The following is a 26,130-nucleotide window of genomic DNA, read 5'->3' on the forward strand; positions in this document are numbered from 1 at the left end:
AAAAGAACCAAAGAGATCTGCTCTTTGGTTCTTAATGAAAATACATTCGAAATCCTATGATGATTAATAGAAAAGATAACATTTGCATGATAACACGACTTGGGATTTTTTGTGAGAGGATAACACCAAGCTGTGAACCAATGATAATTCCGGTTCCACCAAATGCAACAATCAACCAATCAATATTCCCATGCCAGACCTGAAGAAAAACACCTACAGAAGAATACAAGCATAAAGAAAAGATTGAGGTTGCAGTTGCGATATGGGTTGGCACACGAAAAATGTAAACCAAAATCGGAACAAGCATCCAGCCTCCCCCAATTCCAAGATAGCTTGAGAGAATTCCCATGAAAAAACCAAGTGGGATAAGCCATTTAACCTGTAATCTGTTATTTGTTTGAAGATTAGAGGTGACGTGATCTGCTGATTCCCCCGTTGCCGCGGCTTCAGTTTTCGCTTCCTTCGTCATATTCTTCTTTTTTAGCAGATTCGTATTTTTCACCACTAAAAAGAAGCCCAAAAAGACGAGTACACTTGCAAAGAAAAAGTAAAAATATGTAGAGGAATAAGCTTGAAGAAGTTGCACACCGATAAAAGTTCCCGGGAACGCACCTATACCTAACATGATTCCGGTTCGGTAATCAATCCGTTTTTGTTTTGCAAATCCAAAAACACCAGACAATGAGTTAATTAGTACAATGACTAGCCCTGTTCCTGCAGCAAGAACGGGATCGACATGAAAAAGCAGCAAAAGTGCCGGTACAAATAGAAAGCCTCCACCCGCCCCAACAATTGCCCCATAACCACCAGCAAATATCCCGATTGCCACAAGTAAAACCCCTGTTACGATATCCATGATTACGTTCCCCCTATGTATGACTCTCTATTAACCTATCAAATCTTTAAGTAGTAGTAAAATAACAATGTATAATAGGTCATAACAAAACGTAATACTGCTTGTGATATAGAATAATACGAACTCAATCTTATATAATGAAAGTAAAGGCTATAGAAATTACGTTTGCAAGGGGGGGATACCATGAACATTGAGAATCTTAAACTCTTTTGCCTTGTCGTAGAAGAGGGAAGTATTACAAACGCTGCACGGATAAGTTTTATCTCTCAACCAGCTGTCACGAAAAAGATAAGCCAGCTTGAAAATGAATATGGCACCCTGCTTTTTGAGAGAAACGGTGGAAGACTTGAACTAACAAAGGCCGGGGAAGTCCTTTATCCCTATGCGAAAGATGTGATTGAAAATATCAAAAGATCCTTCGATGCTGTTCAAAAAATGACTGGCAATGAGGAAGTCAATTTACATATAGGCGCAAGCTTAACGATCGGTGAATATCTATTACCTCAAATTCTTGGAATGATAAAAAAAGGATATCCACATATAACGTTCAGTCTTACAATAGGAAATACCCCAAATATAATTGCAATGCTTGAAAACAATGAAATTGATATCGCTCTTGTGGAAAGTCATGTAGAAAATCCAATTTTAAGAATTGAAAAATTTGCTGAAGATGAGCTTATTTTAGTCACTTCGAATGACCATCATTGGAAGCATCGAAAAACAATTACAATAAATGAATTGGTAGAAGAAAAAATGATTTGGCGGGAGCCCGAATCTGGTTCTCGTCTGATCGTCGAAAATTACCTTCGTGATCATGGAATCATTGATGACATTGAAAGCGAAATGGAACTGGGGAGTATCCAATCTATCAAAAGTGCGGTTGAAGCAGGCCTTGGCATCAGCATTCTCCCAAGGATTACGGTATTAAAAGAATTAGAACTAGGAACATTATGCCAGATTAACGTGACCAATTTTTCACTCACGCGTACACTCTGGATGGTCCAAAAACCACATCGTTTCCCAAAAATAGGATTGCAACATTTTGTAGATTTTATCCGGAATTACTGAGTAAACCAGGTAACCACAGGGACGGTTCTCGTGGTCCCATCCAAGGTGGGAACCAGAGGAACCGTCCCTCTGGTTCAAAATAAAAGAGGAGTAACCTAATCACCACAGGCTACTCCCCTTTTATTATGCGCTGTACTAGTATACCTACTTTTACAGTGAATTATGCTCTATTTTTCTTTAAAAATTTCCATCAGTTCGGCTGTTGCGTCGTCTGTGTTTTGGACGTAGGAGACGAGGTGTTGCATTTGGCCGTTCTGGTTTTCGATGGATGCTGTAATTTCCTCAAGAGATGCTGTTGTTTCTTCAATGATTGCTGCGAATTCACTGACTGATGTTTCAATCGAAACCGATGAATGGCTAATTTGGTTTGAGATTTTTTCGAAATGCTTAACGGCTTCGTTCAATTCGGAAACTGTGTCGTCGATAACTGTGAAGACGCCCTTTGCATCCTTTGTAAGCTGGACACTTTCGTCCATTTTTATCGCATTTTCTGCCATATGCTTCTGTGTTAATGTCGTGCTTTCGTTTACTTCTTTTAAATTCTCAGATATGAGGTTTGCTGTATTAGAAGTCACCTCTGAAAGTTTTCTAATTTCAGATGCAACTACCGCAAAACCTCTACCACTATCACCTGCACGGGCCGCTTCAATCGAAGCATTCAACGCGAGTAAATTCGTTTGTGACGCAATCTCCTGAATTCGGTCCGTAAACCCGTTTGTCTCATTGATTTTTTCAACTAATAAATTCATGGTTTCAGACATCGAATGTACGGATGCTTGAAAGTCTGTAATTTTTGAGAGTAAAAGGTCGATAGATTCATTTCCGTTGTCAGCTGCTAGATTCGTATTCTCGGTCTGATTACTAAGGTGGTTCGAACCTTTTACAAGCTCCTGGACAATTCCATTAAGATCTTCGATGGATTCAGTAATGGTTGTCGCTGCCTCATTTTGCGTGTTCATTCCGGAAGAGATTTCCGTAACGGCGATTGTCATCTCATTAAAGGAGTGCATTTGCTCCTCACCTTGGCGACGGATGTTTGTGATGTTCTCACTGATCACTTGTGAGTTTTCCTCAAGCTGAGCCGCATGATGCCTTCTCATCTCAAGAAGGTGCTCGGTGTGCTTATGCGTTGCTTGAATATCCTGAGTCAACCTTCCAGTCACAATGCTCTGGAAAAACAGGGTCGCAATAATCACCACAAAGATCAAATAATAGATCACAATTTCCTTTGAAGTATAACTGAATTCATGTCCACTTGTGATAAAAAATAAAACCGTTAATGCAATGGCACAAGCCACGCCAAAGATTAGCGTTTTCCGCTTATTATAGATTGCAACCGTTGTCAAGAGGTATAACGGTAAAAGGACGATTGGCGTTGACTGTGAGCTAGACATAATCACAAAGATCACCACCGCAATCCCTACGACTGAAATATAAGGTGTTTGAGTTAATAGTAGATTCTTGTAAATAAGTAAAAATAAGAGAGCTAGAAAAATCGCACCACCGATTCCGATTGTAAGAATCATTTGAAGTGGTTGTTGGATTGAGACCTCAACAATAATTGCTAGAATGATAGAAATAAGTGAAACAATGCCGACCAATTTGTTTTTTCGGATAAGATCCTCTCGTTTTAACTCCTCAATAGATAAAACCGTTTCGTTCATAAGGTTATCCCCCATTTTTAATATCTCCCTCTATTTTACCGTTTTTTAGGAGGATTGAATATAGTAATTATGGGAATTTGGGATTCAAACAAGCGTTTGTTTGGATTGAAATGTTATTTAAAGGTCAGGTTCACTGTATAGCCTAGATTATCAAAAAAGCCTACTAAAACTTTTTCAGCATTTTTTTCGGCGGTTTCTAATAGACCTCCCTCGATTGCCTCTTTCCTGATTTTCTTCTGGGCTTCAGCCGCTAAATCAAAGCCTTCATCCCATTTCACCTCACCACGGAATATTCCTTCGTCTGAAAATGTGATTAACTTATCCATCTGTATCGCTGGTTCTTGGATTAGATCAGCATGTGGGAGTACAATATCTAGCACTTTTTCTTTTTCATTCACTTTTATATCATCCGCGGTTATCCCTTCTAAATCAACACCAGCAATCACCGTACCCGGAACAATTAATAAGACCTCTCTCTTTGTGCCTGGGACCTTAATCGGTAGATCATTCCCAAACAACTTATTATCCTCTTGCTTGATAACTGTTTTCACAGAGGCTTCAGCTGTTGCGAGTGTAGCCAGCTCTTTGATATCTTCAACAAAAACCGTACTTTCTTTTTTTAACGTACTCCCAGATAGAAACCAAACACTCCCCGCTGAAACCGCAATGAGAAGGACAGCAACTAGGAGAATCCTTGCTCCTAGAACTCGAAATAGAAACTTAGTTAGCGTTCCAGATGTGTTTCGATCTGCTCTTCGCTGTCCGACAACAGCAGTAGCCGCACTTTCATCATTTGCTGTTTTAAGTTCCTTTAAAATTGCTTCCAACTGTGCTACTGTTTCATCCTTTTTCCTCATTGGATCCAACCCCTTCTTTGACTTAATATGATTGATTGCTAGTTTTTAAAAAATGCAAAATGAAAGGCTACACCTAACTGGGGTGTAGCCTGCATATTAATATGAGGTGCTTTCGTCATATTCTGTGTCATTTCTACTATTTTTTACAAATTCTCTTATGGTTATTTTATCATAGGTGATTTTTAACTGTCACTTAAATTAAGATTGAGAGTTTTGGGATTAAGTTTATTCGGACAAATAACAGTGATGTCTTATTTTACAAAATTACAAAGGTTACAAATCATTACAAGTTTTTCTTTTATTAACGAAGCTTAACAATTCATTTAAGAGTTGTAAATTCCAGATGAATCGACAAATTTTAAAGGTATGATTATCTATAATGACAGGAGTTAGAGGGTTAGGAGTCAACCTTCTGTAATTAGTAAAAGAAAAATGGAGGTAACTTTTTATGAATATCGTTAACTTTATAAGCATATATTTATTGGGTTCGCTTATTTTAATTTTTCTGTTGAATCTATCTTTCAGTCAGTTAAGTCATAAAATCTCCAAAATCAAAGAAAATAAGCACAATAGCCGGTGTTAAATACATAGGTTTTGTTACTAAATAGAGGTGATAAAATGGGAAATCTACTACGATACGCTGTTCAGTCAAAAAAGAAAGATTTGATTAATAAGTTGATTAAACAAGGAATCTATAAAAAAGATGAAAAACATCTGTATGAATTGAGTTTGAGTGAACTTGAAAATGAATATAAATTAGTATATGACCGCGAGTGACCTTCGAATCAACGGCGCATCGAACCTGATTATGGCCGATAAATCAAATTTATGGCTGTTAGCTAAAGGCTAATGGACGATAATTTTGATTTATAGCTGTTATTTCACTTTTTCGGCCCATAGCACTTTTTCGCTCAAAAAAAAGAGACAGCCAATGGCTGCCCCTCTCCAATTATTAATTCAACTTCGATCTCAAATACGCATCAATAAACATATCAATCTCGCCGTCCATGACGCTCCCGGTGTTACCAACCTCTACATTCGTGCGGTGGTCTTTTACCATGGAGTATGGGTGGAAGACGTAGGAGCGGATTTGGCTACCCCAGCCGATTTCTTTTTGTTCGCCGCGGATTTCGTCTAATTCGGCTTGTTGTTTTTCAATTTCAAGCTGATACAACTTAGACTTTAACATTTTCATTGCTTGTTCGCGGTTTTTGATTTGTGAACGCTCAGTTTGACAGGTTACAACTGTATTCGTTGGTAAGTGTGTGATACGAACGGCTGAGTCGGTGGTGTTGATGTGCTGACCACCCGCTCCACTCGCACGGTACGTATCAATTTTTAAATCTTCACTGCGGATATCAATTTCGATATCATCGTTAAACTCAGGCATGATCTCACATGAAACGAAAGAGGTGTGACGACGACCTGAAGAGTCGAACGGTGAAATCCGAACAAGACGGTGTACTCCTTTTTCAGCCTTCAAATAGCCGTAGGCATTGTGTCCTTTGATTAAAAGAGTCACACTCTTAATCCCAGCTTCGTCTCCAGGAAGATAGTCCAAGGTTTCAACTTTGAATCCTTTTTTCTCCGCCCAACGAGTATACATGCGTAGAAGCAAGGAGCCCCAGTCCTGTGATTCAGTACCGCCCGCACCTGGATGAAGTTCTAGGATCGCATTATTTTTATCATGAGGCTCGCTTAAAAGGAGCTGCAATTCGAAATCGCTTAGGCTCTTAGACAACTGTTGAATTTCCTCGTCTAGCTCAGCTTGTAAATCTGCATCTGGTTCTTCTTTTACGAGCTGATAAGTGAGCTCAAGATTCTCATAAGAATCATTTAAATTTACAAATTCAACTACTTGATCCTTTAATGCATTGGCTTCGTTGATGATCGTTTGAGCTGCGTTCTGGTCATTCCAGAAGTCGGGCATTGACATGATTTCGTCAAGCTCGGTGATACGCGCTTGTTTGGCCTCTAAGTCAAAGAGACCCCCTGAAACCCGCTAATTTCTTAGCCATTTTATCAAGTTCATGCTTAATTTCTACTAATTCCATTATTTTTCCTCCAAGATGTGTGGTATTTAACTTATATCATGATTCCTACTTCATTATCTTACTCATTTTTACAGGATTAGTCTCTGATTTTTTTCGAAACAAAAGGTGAGAGTTGGCTCTCACCTTTTTTAATATTGATGTCTGGGACAAGGGACCTGTCCCTCTGTCCAATTATTGACCGTGGCAGTTTTTGTATTTTTTACCGCTTCCGCAGTAGCATGGATCGTTACGGCCGATGTCCACGGATTTTTGGACTGGGCGTTTTTTCGGCTTTTCTTCGCCGCCTTCTTTTGGTTGAACGGCATGGCCTTTCGCCACTTCTTCACGCTGAAGGTTGCTGCGGATTTGCGCCTTCATGACAAACTTCGCAACATCGTCTTCAATGGATGCAACCATGTTTTCAAACATCGCAAAGCCTTCGAAATTGTATTCGCGAAGTGGGTCGTTTTGACCGTATGCACGTAAATGGATACCTTGGCGAAGCTGATCCATTTGGTCAATATGGTCCATCCACTTGCTGTCAACGGCACGAAGTACAACAACGCGCTCGAATTCACGCATTTGCTCAGGTTCAATTTGCGCTTCTTTTTCATCATAACGCACTTTTACCTTTTCAAAAATGAGTTCGGACATTTCTTCAGGCTCTTTCCCACGAAGGTCATCAATTGATATGTCACCTTCATTTAGAAGATTCGCATTCACATGATCAACGATTCCTTTGTAGTTCCAGTCTTCCTCTACCTCATCCTTTGGTGTGTGAGCGTGAATCACACGATCGAGTGAAGACTTAATCATATTCTCGACAACATCACGAAGATTCTCAGAATCAAGAACTTCATAACGCTGTTTATAAATAACCTCACGCTGCTGACGAAGAACATCGTCATATTGTAAAAGTTGTTTACGTGCATCAAAGTTGTTACCCTCAACACGTTTTTGAGCAGATTCAACCGCTCTTGAGACCATTTTACTTTGAATTGGCTGGGAATCATCCATGCCAAGGCGCTCCATCATATTTTTCATATTGTCAGAACCGAAACGGCGCATAAGTTCATCTTCCATTGAAAGGTAGAACTGTGTTACCCCTGGGTCCCCTTGACGACCTGAACGTCCACGAAGCTGGTTATCAATACGACGGCTCTCATGTCGCTCGGTACCAATTACTGCTAGTCCACCAAGCTCTTTTACACCTTCGCCAAGCTTGATATCCGTACCACGACCTGCCATGTTTGTCGCGATTGTTACCGCACCTTTTTGTCCAGCATTCTCAATGATTTCAGCCTCACGCTCGTGGTTTTTCGCGTTCAAGACATTATGTTTAACACCTTTTTTCAATAAAAACTTCGAAATAATTTCAGACGTTTCAATCGCAACCGTACCTACTAAGACAGGTTGTCCCTTCGCATGGCGCTCTGCAATATCTTCAGCAACCGCACGGAATTTGCCCTCGATCGATTTATAAATTAAATCAGGACGGTCATCACGGGCAATCGGACGGTTTGTTGGAATCACGACAACGTTCATGTTGTAAATGTTGCGGAATTCCTCTTCCTCAGTCTTCGCTGTACCCGTCATACCTGAAAGCTTCTCATACATACGGAAGTAGTTTTGGAACGTGATGGTCGCAAGTGTCATACTTTCATTTTGAATTTCGACGCCTTCCTTCGCCTCAATCGCTTGGTGAAGGCCTTCACTATAACGACGCCCCTTCATCAGACGACCAGTAAACTGGTCAACAATGACGATTTGGTCTTCTTCAACCACATAGTCAATGTCACGATGCATACTCGCATTCGCTTTTAACGCTTGGTTGATGTGGTGAATCAAAGCCACATTTCCAATATCAAATAGGTTTTCAACACCGAACACCCGCTCAGCCTTTGAAATCCCTTCTTCAGTGAGTTGAACACCTTTTGTTTTTTCATCATAGGTGTAGTCTTCTTCTTTTTTTAGTGTCGTCACAAATCCGTTCGCTTGAACGTAGAGTGCTGCTGATTTTTGAGCAGAACCTGAAATGATTAACGGTGTACGCGCCTCATCGATTAAAATCGAGTCAACCTCATCAATTACGGCAAAATAAAGCGGACGCTGCACCATTTGCTCCTTATAAAGGACCATGTTATCACGCAAATAGTCGAAACCAAACTCATTGTTCGTTCCATACGTAATATCAGCACGGTACGCTTCAATTTTTTCATCACGAGACATGGAGTTCAGGTTCAACCCAACAGTTAGACCTAAAAACTCATAAAGCTGGCCCATCTCGTGCGCATCACGGCTTGCAAGGTATTCGTTGACAGTAACAACGTGAACGCCTTTTCCAGTGATCGCATTCAAATAAACAGGCATAGTGGAAGTTAATGTTTTACCTTCCCCTGTTTTCATCTCAGAAATATTTCCTTCATGAAGGGAAATCCCCCCCATTAACTGGACGCGGTATGGGTGTAAACCCAACACACGCTTTGCACCTTCACGAACAACAGCGAAAGCTTCAACTAGTAAATCATCAAGTTTTTCACCTTTTTGGTATCGTTCCTTGAACTCTTCGGTTTTGTTGCGAAGGGCTTCATCAGAAAGCTTCTCCATCTCAGGATGAAGGGCCTCAATTTTATCTGCAAGTGTTTCCAAGCGCTTGATTGTGCGTTTGTTTGGATCAAAAACTTTGTTTAAAATTCCAAGCATCATGTACGCTCCTCTATCGTAAAATTCGTCAATTACGAGATTATGTATATTTCCCATTTTACCACTAAATAGGACAAGGGTAAAATATTATCGAGTTTCGTGATGTGAGGGGATTCGACAAAAACGAAAAGCGGAAGTGCCTGTTCAGCCCTGACAAGCACAAGACGAGCCAGCATGAAGGTTGTACTTTGACCTTCTTGATGGATTGGCTTGTGACCTCGAGGGGCTAGGCACTGCAGCTGGACACAAAAAAGTACCTCGCTCTTCACGAGATACTTAAATTGCATAACTGATTTGATTTCGGCCATTTTGTTTGGACGCATACAAGGAGTTGTCCGCTTTTTCAATCGCTTGATAAAGATGATCCGGGTCTTTCAGTGCGGAAACACCGATCGATACTGTTAGGGTCAGCTCTTGATTATCCGCATAAAAAGGTGTTGACTCAATCCCGCTACGAATGTCAGAAACGATATTCATCAACTTTTCTTTTGATTCGCATTCTAATAGTAAAATAAATTCCTCCCCACCATATCTTCCAAGTATCGACCTATGAGGATGAACGATTTTATATAAGGTTTGTGCGACATTTTTTAAAATCGAATCGCCATTTAAGTGGCCGAACGTGTCATTGATTTTCTTAAAATGGTCGATATCAATCATCACAATGTACGTATTACGTTGGCTTGAAACTTTTTTAACGCGACTTTCGAAATAGCGCATATTGTACAGACCTGTAAGTGGGTCCCGTTCTGCATAAAACCGGAGCTTTCGTTTCAACTCTATTTCTCGACTGAGCAGGTTAATGAAAAAATATAGAATAAACGCGGATACCTGAAGCGCTATCATTCGAACGAGATGGATTTCATCAAATATTTCCCAACCATCCGGCACAAGGAAAATAATCGGTACATCCGATATGAGCCAACTAGCCATCACGATACTGAACAAGGTTAGAGGTTTAGGCATGACTCGATCTTTTTTATGAAAAAGAAGAGCCAGTAACACAGGTAAAGTCATTCCAAATAACACGCCTGGCCAAGCTCCCACGCCACCCATGCCAAGCCTCCAGCTAACCGTTATGATTAGGATAGGAATCGCATGTTTCCACCCCAACAAGAGTGAAAATATCACCAATGGCACAAGGCGGAGGTCGAACTTATAACCTTCAAAATGAATTGGCAAATAGAAAAGAGATATTACACAAGTCGCAGTAAGAATGAGAATACTCGCTGAAAACAGATACTTGTGAATGGATTTCCGGTTAGATACTAATAGACTGATACACATATATAAGAACAAAATAATTGCAATATTTGAAAGGGTAGGTTGTAGGATAGTTGTCATCTAGATCCCTGCTTTATTAAAAGATCAATTTATGAGGGTTGTCCCTCAATTGTATTATCTATGATGTGGGAGTTTTTGGCTATGGGGGATTTCCCCTATTTTTCGTATAGTAGGTTTGGCCTTTACACAAAAGAGGCACAGCCTGAAAATCAGACTGCGCACTCGTAAATTGTTTTATTAGCTAGGTTCAATGATGCCGTATTTGCCATCTTTACGACGATACACAACATTCGTTGTATTGGTTTCTGCGTTTGTGAAAACGAAGAAATTGTGGCCAAGCATATTCATTTGTAGAATCGCTTCTTCACTATCCATCGGTTTCAAATCAAAACGCTTTGTACGTACTAATTCGTAATCTTCGTCCTCGATATCCTGAACTGCAGTAGCCGTTGTTGCCCCGCCATTCTCCATCAGAGTGCGAGTAGAGCCTTTCTCACGGAGCTTACGATTTACTTTTGTTTTATGCTTGCGGATTTGACGCTCAAGCTTATCAGTCACAAGGTCAATTGCTGCGTACATATCTTCATTAGACTCCTCCGCACGAAGCACAAGCTGAGTCATCGGAATCGTAACCTCTATTCTATGATCCTTTGCATTATTTACTTTTAAGTTAACATTTACTTTTGCATCTGGAGTGCCATCGAAATAGCGTTCAAGCTTTCCTACCTTTTTCTCAACATACTCTCGCAATGCTGGAGTTACCTCAATGTTTTCACCACGAACGTTGTAATTCATACATGAACTCCTCCTTTTAACTCTAATGCATTGGACACAGCCAAGACCCTTTTTAGGGTAACCAACCTGTGTAACAATATAACCCTTTTTAAATTAAGGTTATAGTAACTAATTCTACACACCCCTTCCCAATTCCTGCTTTTTTGTAAACTAAATATGAAGAAATTGTGAATTTGTAAACAATATTTACATAGGCAAAGGTATGCCCGTGGGTCACAGATGGGCCTTGCTTGGGTCACAGGGACAGGTCCCTTGTCCCACCAGAAATTGGATATAGTTATCCCAATGTTCCACTTTTCCTGCTATTAATGTAAATTTGTAAACATTATGTGTAGGTGTAAAAATATATGCATGTCTAAGGTGAGTTATGAATGGAACTTGTGTGGTTTCTTAGATGGGATTGCTTGAAGAATTCTTCAGTAGTAGTATGTCCAACTATTTATTTTTTACCAGCGTTTACCTTAATTAGTGAAAGATTTGATATTTTGTTTTCCCCAATCGTACATCATGAAAACAATCGGCATTAGGCTTTGACCTAATTCTGTTAATTTATATTCTACCCGCGGAGGAACTTCGGGATATACTCTCCGATGAACAATCCCATCTTCCTCTAACTCTCTAACCTGAGTTGTTAACACCTTATGTGTAATTTTGGGGAATAATTTTTTAATTTCGCTAAAACGTAATGTACCATCCGTCCCTAAATAGTAAATAATCGTAATTTTCCACTTGCCACTTAGAATGGATAAGGTCAATTCCTTTTCACAATTAAATTCGCCACTCTCAAGTTTCTTTCTGACTTCTCTCCGTAAATCATCCATTAAATACTTCTCCTCCTCACTGGCTCAAAAGTATCCTTAAGGTTATCTTCTCACAAAAAAGTGCGTTCTTCCAAACAAAAGATTTATTTTTTAGACTAGATGTAGGATAGAGAATAATTTAAATTTAAGTTCACGACCTTAAAACTCTATCAAAAGAAGATTGGGGGATGGAAGAATGGCAGGAAACAGAGCTGTTGTATACAAAAGTCCAGGTAGCGTAGCAATTGAGGATATTAGCTACCCAGATTTGATTCTTAGAGACGGACCGGGAGTAAATCCTTTAAATGTTGGTCGTAAGTGTGATCATGGGGTTATTGTAAAGGTAGTTACAACTAATATTTGCGGAAGTGATCAGCACATGGTTCGTGGTCGGACAACTGCTCCATCGGGGCTTGTTCTCGGTCATGAGATTACAGGTGAAGTTATTGAAGTAGGACGCGATGTCGAATTTATTAAAAAAGGAGATCTAGTCTCCGTACCTTTTAATATTGCATGTGGTCGTTGTCGCAGTTGTAAAGAACAGAACACCCATATTTGTGAAAATGTAAACCCAGATCGACCAGGCTCCGCTTATGGTTATGTCGACATGGGGGGCTGGGTTGGTGGACAATCCGAGTATGTCATGGTTCCTTACGCGGACTTTCAGTTGTTGAAATTCCCTGATAAAGATCAAGCCTTAGAAAAAATTCTTGATTTAACGATGCTTTCTGATATTTTCCCGACAGGTTATCACGGTGCGGTGAGTGCTGGCGTGAAGCCTGGTTCTACTGTATATGTTGCGGGAGCTGGCCCTGTTGGCTTGGCTGCTGCCCATTCTGCTCAACTTCTAGGTGCTTCAGTTGTAATCGTAGGTGATCTTAATAACGCGCGACTTGCACAAGCGAGAAGCTTCGGTTGTGAAACGGTCAACCTGAGAGAACATCCAGATCTAGGAGAGCAAATCGAACAAATTCTAGGTGTTCCAGAGGTGGATTGTGCCATTGACTGTGTTGGTTTTGAAGCACACGGACATGGTGCTGGTGCTGGTGAAGCACCTGCCGCTGTACTGAACTCCATTATGGAAGTAACCCGTGCTGGAGGTCGACTTGGGATTCCAGGACTATACGTGACAGGAGATCCAGGTGCAGTCGACGAGGATGCGAAAATCGGTACGTTAAAAGTTCGACTGGGACTTGGTTGGGCGAAAGCACATACTTTCGTAACTGGCCAAACTCCTGTTATGAAATATCACCGTGACTTAATGATGGCAATCCTAAGCGGAAAAGCGCAAATTGCGAAAGCGGTGAACGCAACACTAATCTCCCTAGAACAAGCACCAGCAGCATATGCTGAATTTGATCAAGGTGCATCCAAGAAATTTGTCATTGACCCTCATGGAATGTTGAATAAATAAGGTATTTAAAAACAAGGAGGCTATTATTATGAGTAAAATTACATTGGATTTAGCGAAAAAAGTCATTGCAGGCGCAGAAGAAGAAGCCAATAAAATTGGAGTATCCATGGTGATTTCAGTCGTGGATGAAGGTGGAAACCTGATTGCGATTCACCGCATGGATGATGCGTGGTTAGCGAGCATTGACATTGCCCAAAACAAGGCTTGGACATCTGTTGCATTAAAAATGCCTTCAGCAAACTTAGCCGATGCAACGGTTCCTGCAGCCGAGCTTTATGGATTGAATACAACAAACAACGGACGTCTTGTCGTGTTCGGTGGTGGGATTCCACTCGAGATTGATGGAAAAGCCGTTGGCGCTGTTGGAGTTAGCGGTAGTACCGTTCCACATGATGTTCAAGTGGCAGAGGCTGCTGTAGAGGTATTTAATAGCTTACATCGTTAATAAATATCAACATGATTGGACTGTACGCTAACCTAAAATAGTTATTAATAAAGGCATCCAAATGCAGCAAATGCTGCTAATTGGATGCCTTTTGACAAATTTATTTAATCACTTTCACATCTGCTTTGCCCTTTACAACAAAATCTCCCAGTTTCCCTTCGAAGTTCATTGTCATTTGACCACGTACCCAGTAGAAGTCTTGTCGTTCAAACTTGAACTGGCCTTTTTTCGCTTGTTGGTAATAGCCTTTGTTGGATGTTAGAGCTGATACTCCATCTAGAGTCACTTTATCTAAATCAAAATCTTTAGGATTATACCCCATTGGTAAAGATACCTGCACTGTGAAAACACCTTTGTTTCCGTTCATGACCTTAGGTAATACTTCAACAGTTGCTGGAATATAAACAAGAATTGTCTTTGTAATCTTTGTTGTCCATCCAGCATAATCTGTTGCTTCAACTTCAATTACATATTGTCCTGGTTGATCGAAAATAAAATTTCCACCATTTTGAACTATTTGACCATTAACAGTCATTTGTTCATTTGCGATTCCGGATAGATTGTCTGCTGCAGAATAGGCTAATTGTAAATCAGTACCCAACGCATATTCTTCTGCTAAATCTAGAGAAATAATTGGTGCTGTTTTATCGATTTTCACTTGGACTGTTTGAATATCTTCTTTGTTACCAGCATGGTCTACACTGTAGTATGAGACTTCGGTGATTCCTTCTTCATCTACTGTTAAGCTTGTACCTTCTGCAAATTCTGAACCATTAATTGAGTAGAAAGTTTGAGCTACTCCACTTAAGTTGTCGGTTGCGGTTAGGTTTACTTGGAAGTCTTTGTTGTTCCATACATTTTCTACATTTGATGTTGTTTCTGGTGTTGTTTTGTCGATTTTAACCAGAACTGTTTGGGCTTCTTCAACATTTCCTGCTACGTCAACACTGTAGAATGATACTTCTGTGATTCCTTCTTCACTTACTACTAAGCTAGTGCCTTCTACGTATTCAGAGCCGTTTACGGAATAGAATGTTTGAGCTACACCGCTTAGGTTGTCAGTTGCTTTTAGGTCAACTTGGAAATCTCTGTTATTCCAAACATCTTGGACATTTGATGTTGTTTCTGGTGCTGTTTTGTCAATCTTCACTTGTATTGTTTGGACTTCTTCAACATTTCCTGCTTTATCAACACTGTAGAATGATACTTCTGTGATTCCTTCTTCACTTACAGTTAAGCTTGTACCTTCTACATATTCAGATCCGTTTACGGAATAGAATGTTTGAGCTACTCCACTTAAATTGTCAGTTGCGGTTAGGTCAACATGTACTTCTTTGTTAGACCATAAGTCTTCTACATTTGATGTCGTAACTGGTGCTGTTTTGTCAATCTTCACTTGTTTTGATTGTACTTCTTCAACGTTTTCTGCTACGTCAACACTGTAGAATGATACTTCTGTGATTCCTTCTTTACTTACTAATAAGCTCGTGCCTTCTAAGAAATCTTCGCCATTCACAGCATAGAAAGTTTGTTCTACTCCACTTAAGTTATCTGCTGCATTTAATTCAACCTGAACATCTTCGTTGCCCCATACTTCCTGGACATTTGACGTTGTCACAGGTGCTGTCTTATCTACATTAACCTCTATTGTTTGGACCTCTTCTTTATTCCCAGCTTGGTCAATGCTATAGAAGTAAATCTTATTTATTGCTTCTTCCTTAACTATAAAACTTGTACCTTCTACAAAAATCAGACCGTCGTATGAATAGAATGTTTTAGAAACACCACTTAAATTGTCGGTAGCTGTTAATTCTACTTGGAAGTCCTTATTGTTCCATGCATCATCAACATTTGATATTGTAGTTGGTTTTGTTTTGTCGATTTTAACTTCTGCTATTTTTATTTTTTCAGTATTACCGACCTTATCAACAGAGTAATAAGCCACCTTATGGATTCCTTCTTCTTTGATAGAGAAGGTTGTACCTTCAACAAATGCTCCATTATTTAGAGAATAGAATGTTTTTTCAACGCCTACCTCATTATCAGTAGCAGTAAGGTTAACATCCACATTCTCATTAACCCAATCAGTCGGTGCATCAATTGTTGTATCAGGTGCCTCTTCGTCAATAATCAATTTAGCAAGTACTACATCTGAAGGTGCTGATTCACCAAAAGAATTACTATAAGATGTTACAACATATTCATGGTTAGCATAGGAAAGGTTATTGATTGTGTAAGATAAATTATTTACCTTTTCAGCTATTAAAACTTTCTCACCATCAATCATTTCATAGATGTTATATCCATTTGCATAAGTTACGAAATTCCAGGTAATTCTTGCACTTGTGTCACTTGTTAGCTTTAAGCTTGCGACTGGTGGTTGCATGATAGGATAAATGATATTTTCTGTAATTCGATTAGATGGGTGAGCTTCACCAAAAGTAGTATGATAAGCCACTACTTCAAAGGCATGTGTATCTTCGGTTAAATTATAAACCTTAAAGCTTCTTTTCGAACCTTCATAAATTAATTCACGAGTATCATCTGTTATTTGATACACTCGATAGTTATTTGCCCAGTCCGCAGCTCCCCAATTCAAAGTAATATTATTTACATCAAATACTATTCCCTCCAACTGGGTAGGCTGCACTTCAGGCCAGATAAGTGTTAACTCAATTGAACTACTCTCTGGAGACTCTCCAAATCGGTCACTGTATGAATGTACAACATATTCATAGTCGCCTTCAGGCATATTTGAGAACGTAGTTGATGGACTAGTAGCTTTACGTTGAAATACCTTTACGCCTTCAATGATCTGATATACATTGTATCCTGACGCAAACTCTGCACTATTCCACTTAAGAACAATATTATTTCCGTTTGAAATGCTATTTGTCACATTTTCTGGTTTCTGCATAATTGGATGAACCAAAGTAAGTGAAATCTCATTACTTTCCGGTGATTCTCCAAAACGGTCACTAAATGAGTGAACCTCGTATACGTAGTCTCCTTCAGGTTGATTTGTAAAAGTTACACTAGTTCCTGTAATTGTCTTTTGTAAAACTTTTTCACCATTTATGATTTGGTAGACATTATAAGATTTAGCGTATTCAGATGAAGACCACTTTAATTGAATGTCATTTCCTTTTAAAATGTTTGTAGTTAAGTCTTGAGGTGCTTGCATAGTTGGATATACTACTTCTAAAGAAACAGTAGTTCCCTCTACAGATTCACCAAAACGTTTACTTACCGCATGTACGATATATGAATGTTGTCCCTCAGAAACATTACTTACCTGATATAAATTTGATGTAGTATTTCTAAGCAATTCCTTTTGGTCGCCCATTACTTCATACACGTCATAAGAATCAGCATAATCTACCTTTTCCCATGTAAGTTTAACATCATTTCCATTCAGAATCTCATAGCTAAGGTAAGCTGGTTTGTCCATTTCCGGATGTACTAAGCTAACAGATATTTCAGCCCCAAACTTCGATTCTCCATGAATCGTAGAGTTTGAATGAATGACGAAATGATAGTCTCCTTCAGGTTGGTTCGAAATAGTAGTTGTTTTTGAACTAATATTTCTTAAGTGAACCTTTTCTCCATCAATAACCTGATAAACATTATAATTTGTAGCGAATTCTGCAACTGCCCATGAAAGAGAAATATCATTTCCATTTTTGATTTCAACCTTTAGATCTGTTGGAGCTTTAATTGTTAACCCTTCAACTGTAACACTTACTTGAGAGCCTACTTCAGATTCCCCAAATCTTGAAGAAACAGAGAAAATCTCATATGTGTATTCCCCTGCAGACATATTAGAGTAAGTAATACTTGTTGAAGTTGAAGTTTTAGTATTAATTATTTCTCCATTTTCAATCTGATAAATCTTATAAGACGTTGCGTAATCAACCGTATCCCATTCGAGACTAAACGATGTCTCACTCTTAATTGTCTTTGTAACATTGGTTGGTGCTTTCATTTCAGGGTGCACAACTGAAATGGTTGTTTCAGTTCCCTCTGCTGACTCGCCAAACCTAGTTGAATTGGAGTGAACCACATATTTGTAGTTTCCTTCTGCCATGTTTGTAAAATTAGTTGAAGTAGAAGGGTTTTTTACTGTTCTTATTCTTACCTTAGACCCATCATCTTTCACTTGGTAAACATAATATTCGTCAGTATTAGAAGTTGGTTCCCATTCCAAAATAATATCATTGACGTTCTTTATATATGAAGAAACAGTAGTTGGCGCCTGCATCTCAACGTGATCAATTGTTAGCGAAACTTTAGCACCTTCTTTTGACTCTCCAAATCTATCATTATAAGAATGGATCTCAAATTCATACTCGCCAGCTTCTGCCTTAGGGTATGTCACATACGTTCTTGTTTCTGTACTCTTTAATACTTTCTCACCATCAATAATTTGATAGATTTTATATGCAGTAGCATTGGGAACACTGTCCCAAGTTAGCTTTATATCATTAAGGTTTAGTAATTGGTATGAGAAATTTGCTGGTGCCGCCATGATAATTTCATCTACAACGACGGTTAAACCTTCTCCACCTTTTGATTCACCAAAGCGATCACTAAATGCCTGAACTTCATACTTATAGCTACCTGCAGCAACATTTGATAGTCTGATAGTTTTATTAGTTGTTGTTCCAACAAGCTCTTTCCCATTTTCGGTAATTTCATATAACTTGTATTCTGTTGTATAAGGAACTGATGACCAACTGAAGGTAATGTCATTCCCATTTGTAATAGAGTATTTGAAATTACTTGGAGTTTCCATCTTTGGATGAACTACCTCAGCAATTATTGGTGCTGAAGCTTGGGAATCTCCGTATAATGTGTTATTCGTGGACACCGCATATTTATAAGTTCCTTCAGCCACATTCGTAATTGTATAATTATTTTTTGTTGAAGAATCTAGTAACGTAAACTGTCCGTCCTCGGAAACCTGATAAAGATTATACGAATCAGCATATTTAAATGCATCCCAGGTTAAAACAATGTTGTTGCCGTTCGAAATTTTATAAGAAAGATTTGATGGCGCGACCATTTCTGGATATGTAACGGTAAAACTAATCGGGGCACTTGGTCCAGATTCGCCTTCAGAATTCAAGGTTGAAATAACATAAGTATAGGTTCCTTCTGGTAGATCTTTTATTTGATAACTAGTAGCAGTGACCTTATTTATTAAGATAAGCTTGCCTTCTGTTATTTCGTAGACATTGTACCCAGTTGCGCCATATACGGAATTCCAACTGAGGGTAATATCATCTGGAGTTACCTCCTTATACGAAATATCGCTTGGTGGGAGCATACTACCATTAGCGAATGCATTGCCTAACGGGAAAAATAATTGAACAACCATTAGAAGCAATGCGAGAAAAATAACGTTTCTCTTCAAGATTTTCTTCATTCTTTCTTCCTACCTTTCTAAAAAAAGCCAAAAGAAAAAGAACCTCATACAAGGTTCATAGGTAGATAGACTATGAGTCCTTGTGGCAACCGGCTACCATCCACTATCTGTGGGTCAGGCCCTTGGCTTTGCGTCCTATGATTTCCCATAGTTTGCCTTTTTCACTTTGGTTTTTTGTTGTTATTCATTACTTATTATCATACTATTTTACCATCCGGTTGAAAAGGTCTATTTTACTAGTAATAGGCAATTTATCCTTATTTAACAGATAAATCTAGCAAAAGAAACCGAGTAGCTAATAGCACTACTCGGTGTAGACTCTATTTTTTTTTATCGAAAAACATTCCGTCTGATGGTCCTGATTGATAAGGGTTCGTATATTTTATCGAAGAAGTTTTACTTTTCTTCAATTGGGCTAAATCCATCTGGATCTCGACTTTGAGTTCTGCTAGTTTAGCATCAATGATTTTGTTCATACGTACAATTTCAGCACCAATTTTACTTTCGTCTTCCGTAAAAGGAGGCTTAATCTCTGTAATCAGGGTGTCTCTTGAAACTAATAAGGAGTTAATCCTTTCAATAACTTCTTCCCGCATCTCCTTTTGGATTGGCTGTGAAACAATTGCTAATAGTTCTTCTGTAGCCTTAAAAAGAGAATCTAGTGCACTCACTACACTTGTCCACCTTGTGCATGTTGTCGCTGACGGTTAATTTGAATAACTTCCTTCCATGTATCACGGAATTCTGTTACAAGCCCTTCAACTTCAGAAAGGATCTCTACGTCATTTTTGATATTAGCATCGATTAACCGGCGATTAATATAGTCATACATGGTCATCATCGTTTTAGACACTTCTACATTAGGATTAAGCGAAACCATTAGTTCCCTGATAATATTTTGTGCCTTCTGCAGATTTGTATTTTTCTCTTGATTATTTTTTTCTTCAATTGCCTTTCGGGAAAGCTTAATAAATTTTATACAACCGTTATACAGCATTAATGTTAGCTCTCCAGGCGAAGCTGTTGTGACGGTATTTGTTTGGTAGGCTTGATATGGGTTACTTATCGCCATTTCTTCTTACACTCCCTTTTAGTAGCTAAATTGCTGCATTAAATAGGCCGATTGTGAGTTGGCCTTCTGAATTGCTTTTTCCATCTCCGTAAATTGGCGCCAATAACGGTCCTCGATTTTGAGTAATCGCGCCTCAAAGCTATCTATACGATTGTCCACGTTGTCGAGATTTCGACCAATGGTAAATGAATTATTTGTAGAAAAAGCTTTGCCAGCTTTTAGTTCTATACCACTCATCGTTTCTTTAATAGAATCCCTCAGCCTTCTCCCTAGCCCTTTTTCCTCTGTTGTAGGTCCATCTTTTTGAAATAACTCATAAATGGCATTTGGGTTATTGGAGATGGCTTCACGCAGCTTGCCTTCGTCAATATTCAACTTTCCTTTATCCATATAGTTTTTAGAAGTTGTAATACCGATATCCGAGAGTTGATTAAAATCTGAGCTCAATCCAGAAACATTCGAATATAGTTGCTGTCTCATTGTATTTGTACTGGATATGAGAGTCGAATCACGATAAAGGGTTCCTTTCCGTGCTTCTTTTTCCCATTTTTCAATTTGGTCCTCCGTCATATCTTCCTTTTGTTCGTCTGTAAGAGGCTGATAATTCCGATTCGGCTTCTCACTGGTTTTAGAGTTGATGTTCTCAATTAACGCATTATATTTGTCTACGAACGAAACGATGGTAGACAGGATTGAATCCACATCAGGTGACGATGAAAATGTAACTGCTTGTCCAGTTAAGGTAGTAGGGTCACCCGTAACTTGCTTTAATGTATACTCGTAACCATTAATTTGAAAGGTATTCGAACTTCGAGTTGTAACAAGACCGTTGTAATTAAATTTGGCATCCTGTCCAGTTGATCCGATTCCTTTGGACTGAGCCTGAATATTATCGGAGTCCAGCTGTAACTTAGTAAAAAATTCACCAGTTAGTTTAATTTCAGGTTGGTCTGCACCAGTTGCATCCTTGGCATCCCCCGTATATTTTGTAGTGAGGGAAACTTTACCTGTCACACTATCAAAAAACGCATTAACACCTGTGTTAGAGTTTATTTTGCTTATAAGTGAGTTAATGGTTTCTTGAGCAGGATCAAATGTGATTGTTTGTCCTACTTCGTCAAATGTTCCATCCTTCTTTGTTGACTGAATTGTAATAGAAGTTTCAGTAATACCTAACTCGCTTAATTTTTTTGTTGGATCAAGTCCAGTATTTGATGCACTTTGCATCGAAGCACCTTTTGCAAGCTGGAACACAGTGATAGACCCAGAGATTTCATTAGTTGCACTAATACTGCGAGCAGTAACAGCCGCATCATTTGAACTTGTTATATTTTTTTTCGTATAAGTTGATTTCATCATTAACTTATCAAAAATGAATGTATCAAAATCAAGCAATTGCTTGTTTATATCACGATAATCATCACGTTGCCATTCAAGATATTGCTTTTTTTGATGCATCTTATCTAACGGGATGCGTTCGGCTTTCATTAAATCCTTAACGATTGAATCAATATCCATTCCACTTGCCAATCCACCAATTCTAACCATTGGTGTTCACCACCTTTTCATTTGGGACAAAGCATCTGGTCCCGTTAAATCTTTTTATCAACAACAAAGCCAAGAAATTCAGTCATTGCTGCATAGATGTCTAAGATTTTCTTAGAAGGAATCTCCCGAACAACATCATGTGTCTCATCGTTCACGATTGTGACGTAATATTCATTTAGCTCCTCGTGCAGCTCAAATTTCAATGAAGTGTTATTCGGCTCCAAAAATTTATTCAGGCTATCGATTACTTGTTGTACATTCTCTTTTGAGTCTATCTTTTCACTCTGTTTTATGGGTTGTTGCGGGGAAGTAACGTTCTCCCCTCTGGTTTCAGTCTCAATAGATTTTTTTTGTTGAAAATAATCACTGTTGAAGTTCATTGTTGTACTAGAAGAGATTTTATCTATAGACATATAGTTTCCTCCTAAATGAACGGGGCTTTATTAGTTATATCGGAAGGAAACAGCAAAAGTTAAGGATACCACTTAATTAACCCTTTAAATTTTTTTATCCCCTCACCAAAGGAACGTACGTTTGGTATAATAGAAACAAAGAGGAGGAGACGCATGAATTTAAATAAACTGTCCGACGTTCAACTAAACATTCTATTTGGAAGCATTATAGGAGATGGGGAAATAACTAAAATTTACAAGGGTTCACGAAGTAAGAATAATAGTTTTCGTGAGCATTTTGGGGTTCAACAAAAAGAATACCGCAAATGGAAGATGTCATTTCTCCCCGATTTGTTATATTTAACGCCCAAGAGTAATACACTTCGTTCTAGAGCTTTACCATTGTTTACTGAATTATATCCTCATTTTTATAATTTAGATGGAGAAAAAATAATACCAGTAGATTTGTTACATAAGTGCACTCTTTTGCATTTTCTAGCTATCATTTTTATGGATGATGGAACACTTTCAATTACCTCAAGAATTAACCACAATAAGAAACTCATTTACCTAACACCAAATGTATATTTATATTTACAAAACTTTCATTTAAACCAACTTCAAATCCTAAGTCAACATTTTCAAAAAACATTTAAAATAAAATTCACAATCAACAAACGTCAGGATGGACATGGTCACATTCTTAGGTTTACGTCTACAGATAATACGTATGATTTTCTAGAACAAATATCACCAATTACTGCGAGTTGCCCAAGTATGTTTTATAAAACAAACTGGAATTGGAGATATCAGAAGGAAATCCACAAATACCAAGTAACATATCCAGGTTATTCTGTTCTAGCAACAAACAGTGATAGAAACAAGAACTATTCAAAAACGGAAATTAAAGAAATCATTAGATTAAAATTGATGGGAGAAAAAGATAGGGTTATAGCTGAAAGGGTAAATAGATCGTATTGGTCAATTGTGTATAAACTTAAAGAATTAAGAAAAGATGGTCACCTATAAAGGCGGCCATCTTTAAGATTTTATTAACGAAGAAGTTGTAGAACTCCTTGTGGTTGTTGGTTCGCTTGCTTCGCGGCTGTACCTTTCGAATACAGAATAGACTATATCTTCACCCAACAAAATACGTTGGGGCTGGGCACTTCGAACAGCACTTGCTGCCCTACGAGATTCATAGTCCTAGCTTTACCTTAGACCGTGTTCCCTAGTCGTTGAACCTTCTCCAGAGTTTCCTCACAGGAGCTTGGCTGCTGATTATCCATTCTTCATCTTCATCTTCATCATTTTCATACCGTCACGCCTACCGTTTCCAGTTACGTTGTGGTTGATGAAGCTTTAGGAGGTTCCAGCAATTCACCCAGTTATCCTCTTATCCGTTACCAGATAAGACGCCCTTCTAATCAATTATCTCAAAAGTTGCAATACACCTTGAGGCATTTGATTGGATTGAGCTAACATTGCTTGTGATGCTTGTGCAAGAATAGAATTCTTAGTTTGTTCCATCATTTCTTTCGCCATATCTACGTCACGAATTCGAGACTCAGCTGCAGTAAGGTTTTCTGATGATGTGTTTAAGTTGTTAATTGTATGTTCAAGTCTATTTTGTATTGAACCTAAATTAGAACGATTATCTGAAACCGTATCTATTGCAGATTGAATAATAGTTAGGTTACCAGTTGCAACTGTATTAGTACCATCTAGAGTCGTTAACGCATCTAATCCAAGGCCAGCTGCAGTATTATCTGAATTAACCAAATCAATTGTTTCCCCTGCATTTGCACCCACTTGGAAAGTTATAGTGGTAGTATTATCAAGTAAGGATTGTTTGTTGAACTTAGTTTGAGTTGCGATATCACCAATTTGTTCTGTTAACTGAGTAATTTCTGCTTGAATCTTATCGTTATCGTCCGAAGTTTGAGTACCATTTGCAGCTTGTGTGTATAATTCTGCCATACGTTGTAACATTGCATGAGTTTCATTTAGGGCACCTTCAGCAGTTTGAATTAAAGAAATTCCATCTTGTGAGTTCTTTGATGCCTGGTCTAACCCACGAATTTGATTTCGCATTTTTTCAGATATTGCTAGGCCTGCTGCATCATCTGCTGCGCGGTTAATACGAAGGCCAGAAGATAACTTTTCCATCGACTTCATTTGAGCGCTGTTCGCAACTCCTAATTGACGATGTGTGTTAAGTGCTGCAATATTGTGATTAATTCTCATTTATTTTTTCCTCCTTGAATGTTTGTAATCCCACGTCCTTGTGGAATTTGATATATTAACAAACAGTACGAAAGTCGGCCGCCTTTTGCACTGATATGTTTTACATACTTTATATCGACACGTTTTGTAATTGTTTAATAGATTTTTAGTTTTTTCTACAAAATTCTTAAATAAAAATACCCGTTATCATTTTTAGATTAACGGGTATTCTTAAAATTGATATTCAGCTGTTTTAACAAATCAAATGAAGTTTGGGAGGCTTGGTTGTTTTCATTTTGAATATCTAGGTAAACTTCTTTCCGGTGGATTTCAATATGTTTTGGTGCTTCTATTCCGATTTTAATTTGTTCTCCACTCACTGATAATATTGTAATTTCAATATCATCACCAATTTTTATTGATTCATTGATCTTTCTAGTTAATACAAGCATACTCCCACCTCCTATTTAGCAGATACTTTTCCTTTTTCAAAAATTAAATGCTTTGTTTGATATGAAGTATTTGTTAATATAACTTGCTTAGCTAATTGTTTTTTTGTATTTAGAACTACCGGAGCTTGCAAGTTCGCCGTAGTTTTTTCAAACGGATCTTTCACGGTTAAAATCACATAAACTGAAATATCCTTTTCTGATTCCAGATGAAGTTGTTCAATTACTTGATCATCAAGATTAAAATCATACTCTTTAAAAAAGAAAAACGGGTTTGTTACGACAAATGCCAATTGTGAATTTCCTACTGACTGCATAATTGAAATACTAGTATCTTCTCCAAAAGGTAGTATCACAAAGCACTTTTCTTCTAAAAATCCAGGTATACCATTTGCAAATGTGATAATTTCTTTTTCCTCTATATGTATCTCACCATGATATTTCGTATCTATTTTCATTTTTTCACAACCTTATTTTAGATCTCTTGTTCGTAGTTCACACCGATATATTTTAAATTTACAAAGTCAATTTTTAGTGATTGCCTTTGATCTAAAGTAATATCTACTTTTCCAGGAGTGTACTCATGAATTGGTTTATTAATGTTAGCATTTATAACTGGCTTATTCACTTTAACCTGTATGTCCACTTCTGCCGGAACATAATTAGTTTTAACACTAAAGTGAGACGGTATCCAACCTATATTAAATTGCAACTCAGGTCCTTCACTATTTCTTTTAGCAATTTGAGAAATTGGATTTCCACCGTTTTCGATTTTCATTAATTCATTTCCTTCTTGTGCCCGCCTTGCAACACCTTCAAGGGAATCCCGATAACCCTTGTCAGCAGCCTCCGCAATTCTTTGAGAAATGCTTTTTAGGTCCATGTCCGCTCTTGCCTGAGATTGGTCAATTGTTAGTTTCCCAGGCGTAGTTTGGATCGTTAATTCAGCTTTGGGCTGTTCAATTGATAAATCTGCTTTTGGTTGTTGGATTTCTTGAATTGGATTGTTCTTACGAATTCCAATTTTAGCATATTGAGATTCTAATCGAATTTGGGCTAATTCCATAGTTTCACCTCTATCAAAAAAGCTATCTTT

At 38.3% G+C, this 26,130-nt stretch carries 22 protein-coding genes and 1 riboswitch; of the genes, 5 read left to right on the forward strand and 17 right to left on the reverse strand.

Annotated features, from left to right (window positions below):
• Window positions 1-31 precede the first annotated feature (31 nt).
• Window positions 32-856 (reverse strand): sulfite exporter TauE/SafE family protein, encoded by an 825-nt coding sequence (locus ACFSFW_RS14985; RefSeq protein WP_388039423.1) that lies wholly within the window; start codon window positions 854-856, stop codon window positions 32-34.
• A gap of 183 nt (window positions 857-1,039) precedes the next feature.
• Between ACFSFW_RS14985 and ACFSFW_RS14990 the strand changes: the two genes are divergently transcribed.
• The gene (locus ACFSFW_RS14990; RefSeq protein ID WP_388039425.1) at window positions 1,040-1,924 is read left to right on the forward strand and encodes a LysR family transcriptional regulator; all 885 of its coding nucleotides are present in this window, start codon (window positions 1,040-1,042) and stop codon (window positions 1,922-1,924) included.
• A 167-nt stretch (window positions 1,925-2,091) separates the two neighbouring features.
• On the opposite strand, the gene ACFSFW_RS14995 is transcribed toward ACFSFW_RS14990, so the two are convergent.
• Both ACFSFW_RS14995 and ACFSFW_RS15000 read right to left on the reverse strand, forming a co-directional pair.
• Window positions 2,092-3,588 carry a methyl-accepting chemotaxis protein gene (locus ACFSFW_RS14995; protein ID WP_388039427.1) on the reverse strand — a complete coding sequence of 499 codons (1,497 nt, stop codon included), beginning with the start codon at window positions 3,586-3,588 and terminating at the stop codon, window positions 2,092-2,094.
• A 113-nt stretch (window positions 3,589-3,701) separates the two neighbouring features.
• The gene (locus ACFSFW_RS15000; RefSeq protein WP_388039429.1) at window positions 3,702-4,445 is read right to left on the reverse strand and encodes a DUF4230 domain-containing protein; all 744 of its coding nucleotides are present in this window, start codon (window positions 4,443-4,445) and stop codon (window positions 3,702-3,704) included.
• A gap of 618 nt (window positions 4,446-5,063) precedes the next feature.
• On the opposite strand from ACFSFW_RS15000, the gene ACFSFW_RS15005 reads away from it, so the two are divergent.
• On the forward strand, window positions 5,064-5,222 hold the full coding sequence (locus tag ACFSFW_RS15005) for a Fur-regulated basic protein FbpA (RefSeq protein ID WP_099354889.1): 159 nt from the start codon (window positions 5,064-5,066) through the stop codon (window positions 5,220-5,222).
• 175 nt (window positions 5,223-5,397) lie between these two features.
• Here the strand turns inward: ACFSFW_RS15005 and prfB are convergent.
• The 5 genes from prfB to ACFSFW_RS15030 form a co-directional block, all read right to left on the reverse strand.
• Window positions 5,398-6,499 (reverse strand): peptide chain release factor 2 gene (gene prfB, locus ACFSFW_RS15010; RefSeq protein ID WP_388039430.1). Its coding sequence is split into 2 segments (ribosomal slippage): window positions 5,398-6,426 and window positions 6,428-6,499, totalling 1,101 coding nucleotides; the frame shifts between segments, so codons are not numbered across the junction.
• A gap of 171 nt (window positions 6,500-6,670) precedes the next feature.
• On the reverse strand, window positions 6,671-9,181 hold the full coding sequence (gene secA, locus ACFSFW_RS15015; RefSeq protein ID WP_388039432.1) for a preprotein translocase subunit SecA: 2,511 nt from the start codon (window positions 9,179-9,181) through the stop codon (window positions 6,671-6,673).
• A gap of 276 nt (window positions 9,182-9,457) precedes the next feature.
• On the reverse strand, window positions 9,458-10,525 hold the full coding sequence (locus tag ACFSFW_RS15020) for a GGDEF domain-containing protein (protein ID WP_388039434.1): 1,068 nt from the start codon (window positions 10,523-10,525) through the stop codon (window positions 9,458-9,460).
• 177 nt (window positions 10,526-10,702) lie between these two features.
• On the reverse strand, window positions 10,703-11,260 hold the full coding sequence (gene hpf, locus ACFSFW_RS15025; protein ID WP_099361320.1) for a ribosome hibernation-promoting factor, HPF/YfiA family: 558 nt from the start codon (window positions 11,258-11,260) through the stop codon (window positions 10,703-10,705).
• Between the two features lie 461 nt (window positions 11,261-11,721).
• Complete coding sequence (locus tag ACFSFW_RS15030) at window positions 11,722-12,081, reverse strand: winged helix-turn-helix transcriptional regulator (RefSeq protein ID WP_388039436.1); 360 nt, start codon at window positions 12,079-12,081, stop codon at window positions 11,722-11,724.
• A gap of 175 nt (window positions 12,082-12,256) precedes the next feature.
• On the opposite strand from ACFSFW_RS15030, the gene fdhA reads away from it, so the two are divergent.
• Both fdhA and ACFSFW_RS15040 read left to right on the forward strand, forming a co-directional pair.
• A complete protein-coding gene (gene fdhA / locus ACFSFW_RS15035; protein WP_388039438.1) occupies window positions 12,257-13,474 on the forward strand; it encodes a formaldehyde dehydrogenase, glutathione-independent in 1,218 nt (405 codons plus the stop codon).
• Window positions 13,475-13,502: 28 nt separating this feature from the next.
• On the forward strand, window positions 13,503-13,919 hold the full coding sequence (locus ACFSFW_RS15040; RefSeq protein ID WP_388039440.1) for a GlcG/HbpS family heme-binding protein: 417 nt from the start codon (window positions 13,503-13,505) through the stop codon (window positions 13,917-13,919).
• Between the two features lie 100 nt (window positions 13,920-14,019).
• On the opposite strand, the gene ACFSFW_RS15045 is transcribed toward ACFSFW_RS15040, so the two are convergent.
• From ACFSFW_RS15045 to flaG, 5 genes are all read right to left on the reverse strand, one after another.
• Window positions 14,020-19,347, reverse strand: a complete 5,328-nt coding sequence (locus tag ACFSFW_RS15045; protein ID WP_388039441.1) for an OmpL47-type beta-barrel domain-containing protein — start codon at window positions 19,345-19,347, stop codon at window positions 14,020-14,022.
• Window positions 19,348-19,428: 81 nt separating this feature from the next.
• A riboswitch (cyclic di-GMP riboswitch) is annotated at window positions 19,429-19,514 on the reverse strand.
• Between the two features lie 153 nt (window positions 19,515-19,667).
• Entirely contained in the window at window positions 19,668-20,018 is a 351-nt protein-coding gene (fliT, locus tag ACFSFW_RS15050; RefSeq protein WP_388039443.1) for a flagellar protein FliT, read from the reverse strand.
• Window positions 20,018-20,419: a flagellar export chaperone FliS gene (fliS, locus tag ACFSFW_RS15055; protein ID WP_388039445.1), complete on the reverse strand. Its 402-nt coding sequence runs from the start codon at window positions 20,417-20,419 to the stop codon at window positions 20,018-20,020. The genes fliT and fliS overlap by 1 nt, the downstream gene beginning before the upstream one ends.
• Window positions 20,420-20,437: 18 nt before the next feature.
• Window positions 20,438-21,967, reverse strand: coding sequence for a flagellar hook-associated protein 2 (locus ACFSFW_RS15060; protein ID WP_388039447.1), 1,530 nt, complete (start codon window positions 21,965-21,967; stop codon window positions 20,438-20,440).
• A gap of 44 nt (window positions 21,968-22,011) precedes the next feature.
• Window positions 22,012-22,380, reverse strand: coding sequence for a flagellar protein FlaG (flaG, locus tag ACFSFW_RS15065; protein ID WP_388039448.1), 369 nt, complete (start codon window positions 22,378-22,380; stop codon window positions 22,012-22,014).
• Window positions 22,381-22,533: 153 nt separating this feature from the next.
• Here flaG and ACFSFW_RS15070 point away from each other — a divergent pair, with 153 nt between their 5' ends.
• On the forward strand, window positions 22,534-23,388 hold the full coding sequence (locus ACFSFW_RS15070) for a DNA endonuclease (protein ID WP_388039450.1): 855 nt from the start codon (window positions 22,534-22,536) through the stop codon (window positions 23,386-23,388).
• A gap of 402 nt (window positions 23,389-23,790) precedes the next feature.
• Here ACFSFW_RS15070 and ACFSFW_RS15075 read toward each other — a convergent pair whose 3' ends face one another.
• The 4 genes from ACFSFW_RS15075 to ACFSFW_RS15090 form a co-directional block, all read right to left on the reverse strand.
• Window positions 23,791-24,606, reverse strand: a complete 816-nt coding sequence (locus tag ACFSFW_RS15075; RefSeq protein ID WP_388039452.1) for a flagellin N-terminal helical domain-containing protein — start codon at window positions 24,604-24,606, stop codon at window positions 23,791-23,793.
• 197 nt (window positions 24,607-24,803) lie between these two features.
• Window positions 24,804-25,037 (reverse strand): carbon storage regulator CsrA, encoded by a 234-nt coding sequence (gene csrA, locus ACFSFW_RS15080; RefSeq protein WP_388039454.1) that lies wholly within the window; start codon window positions 25,035-25,037, stop codon window positions 24,804-24,806.
• An 11-nt stretch (window positions 25,038-25,048) separates the two neighbouring features.
• Window positions 25,049-25,492, reverse strand: coding sequence for a flagellar assembly protein FliW (gene fliW / locus ACFSFW_RS15085; protein ID WP_388039456.1), 444 nt, complete (start codon window positions 25,490-25,492; stop codon window positions 25,049-25,051).
• A 17-nt stretch (window positions 25,493-25,509) separates the two neighbouring features.
• Window positions 25,510-26,100, reverse strand: a complete 591-nt coding sequence (locus tag ACFSFW_RS15090; RefSeq protein WP_388039458.1) for a DUF6470 family protein — start codon at window positions 26,098-26,100, stop codon at window positions 25,510-25,512.
• Between the last annotated feature and the right edge of the window lie 30 nt (window positions 26,101-26,130).

Source organism: Ferdinandcohnia salidurans (assembly GCF_042680725.1).
Classification (GTDB): Bacteria; Bacillota; Bacilli; order Bacillales; family Bacillaceae_L; genus Ferdinandcohnia; species Ferdinandcohnia salidurans.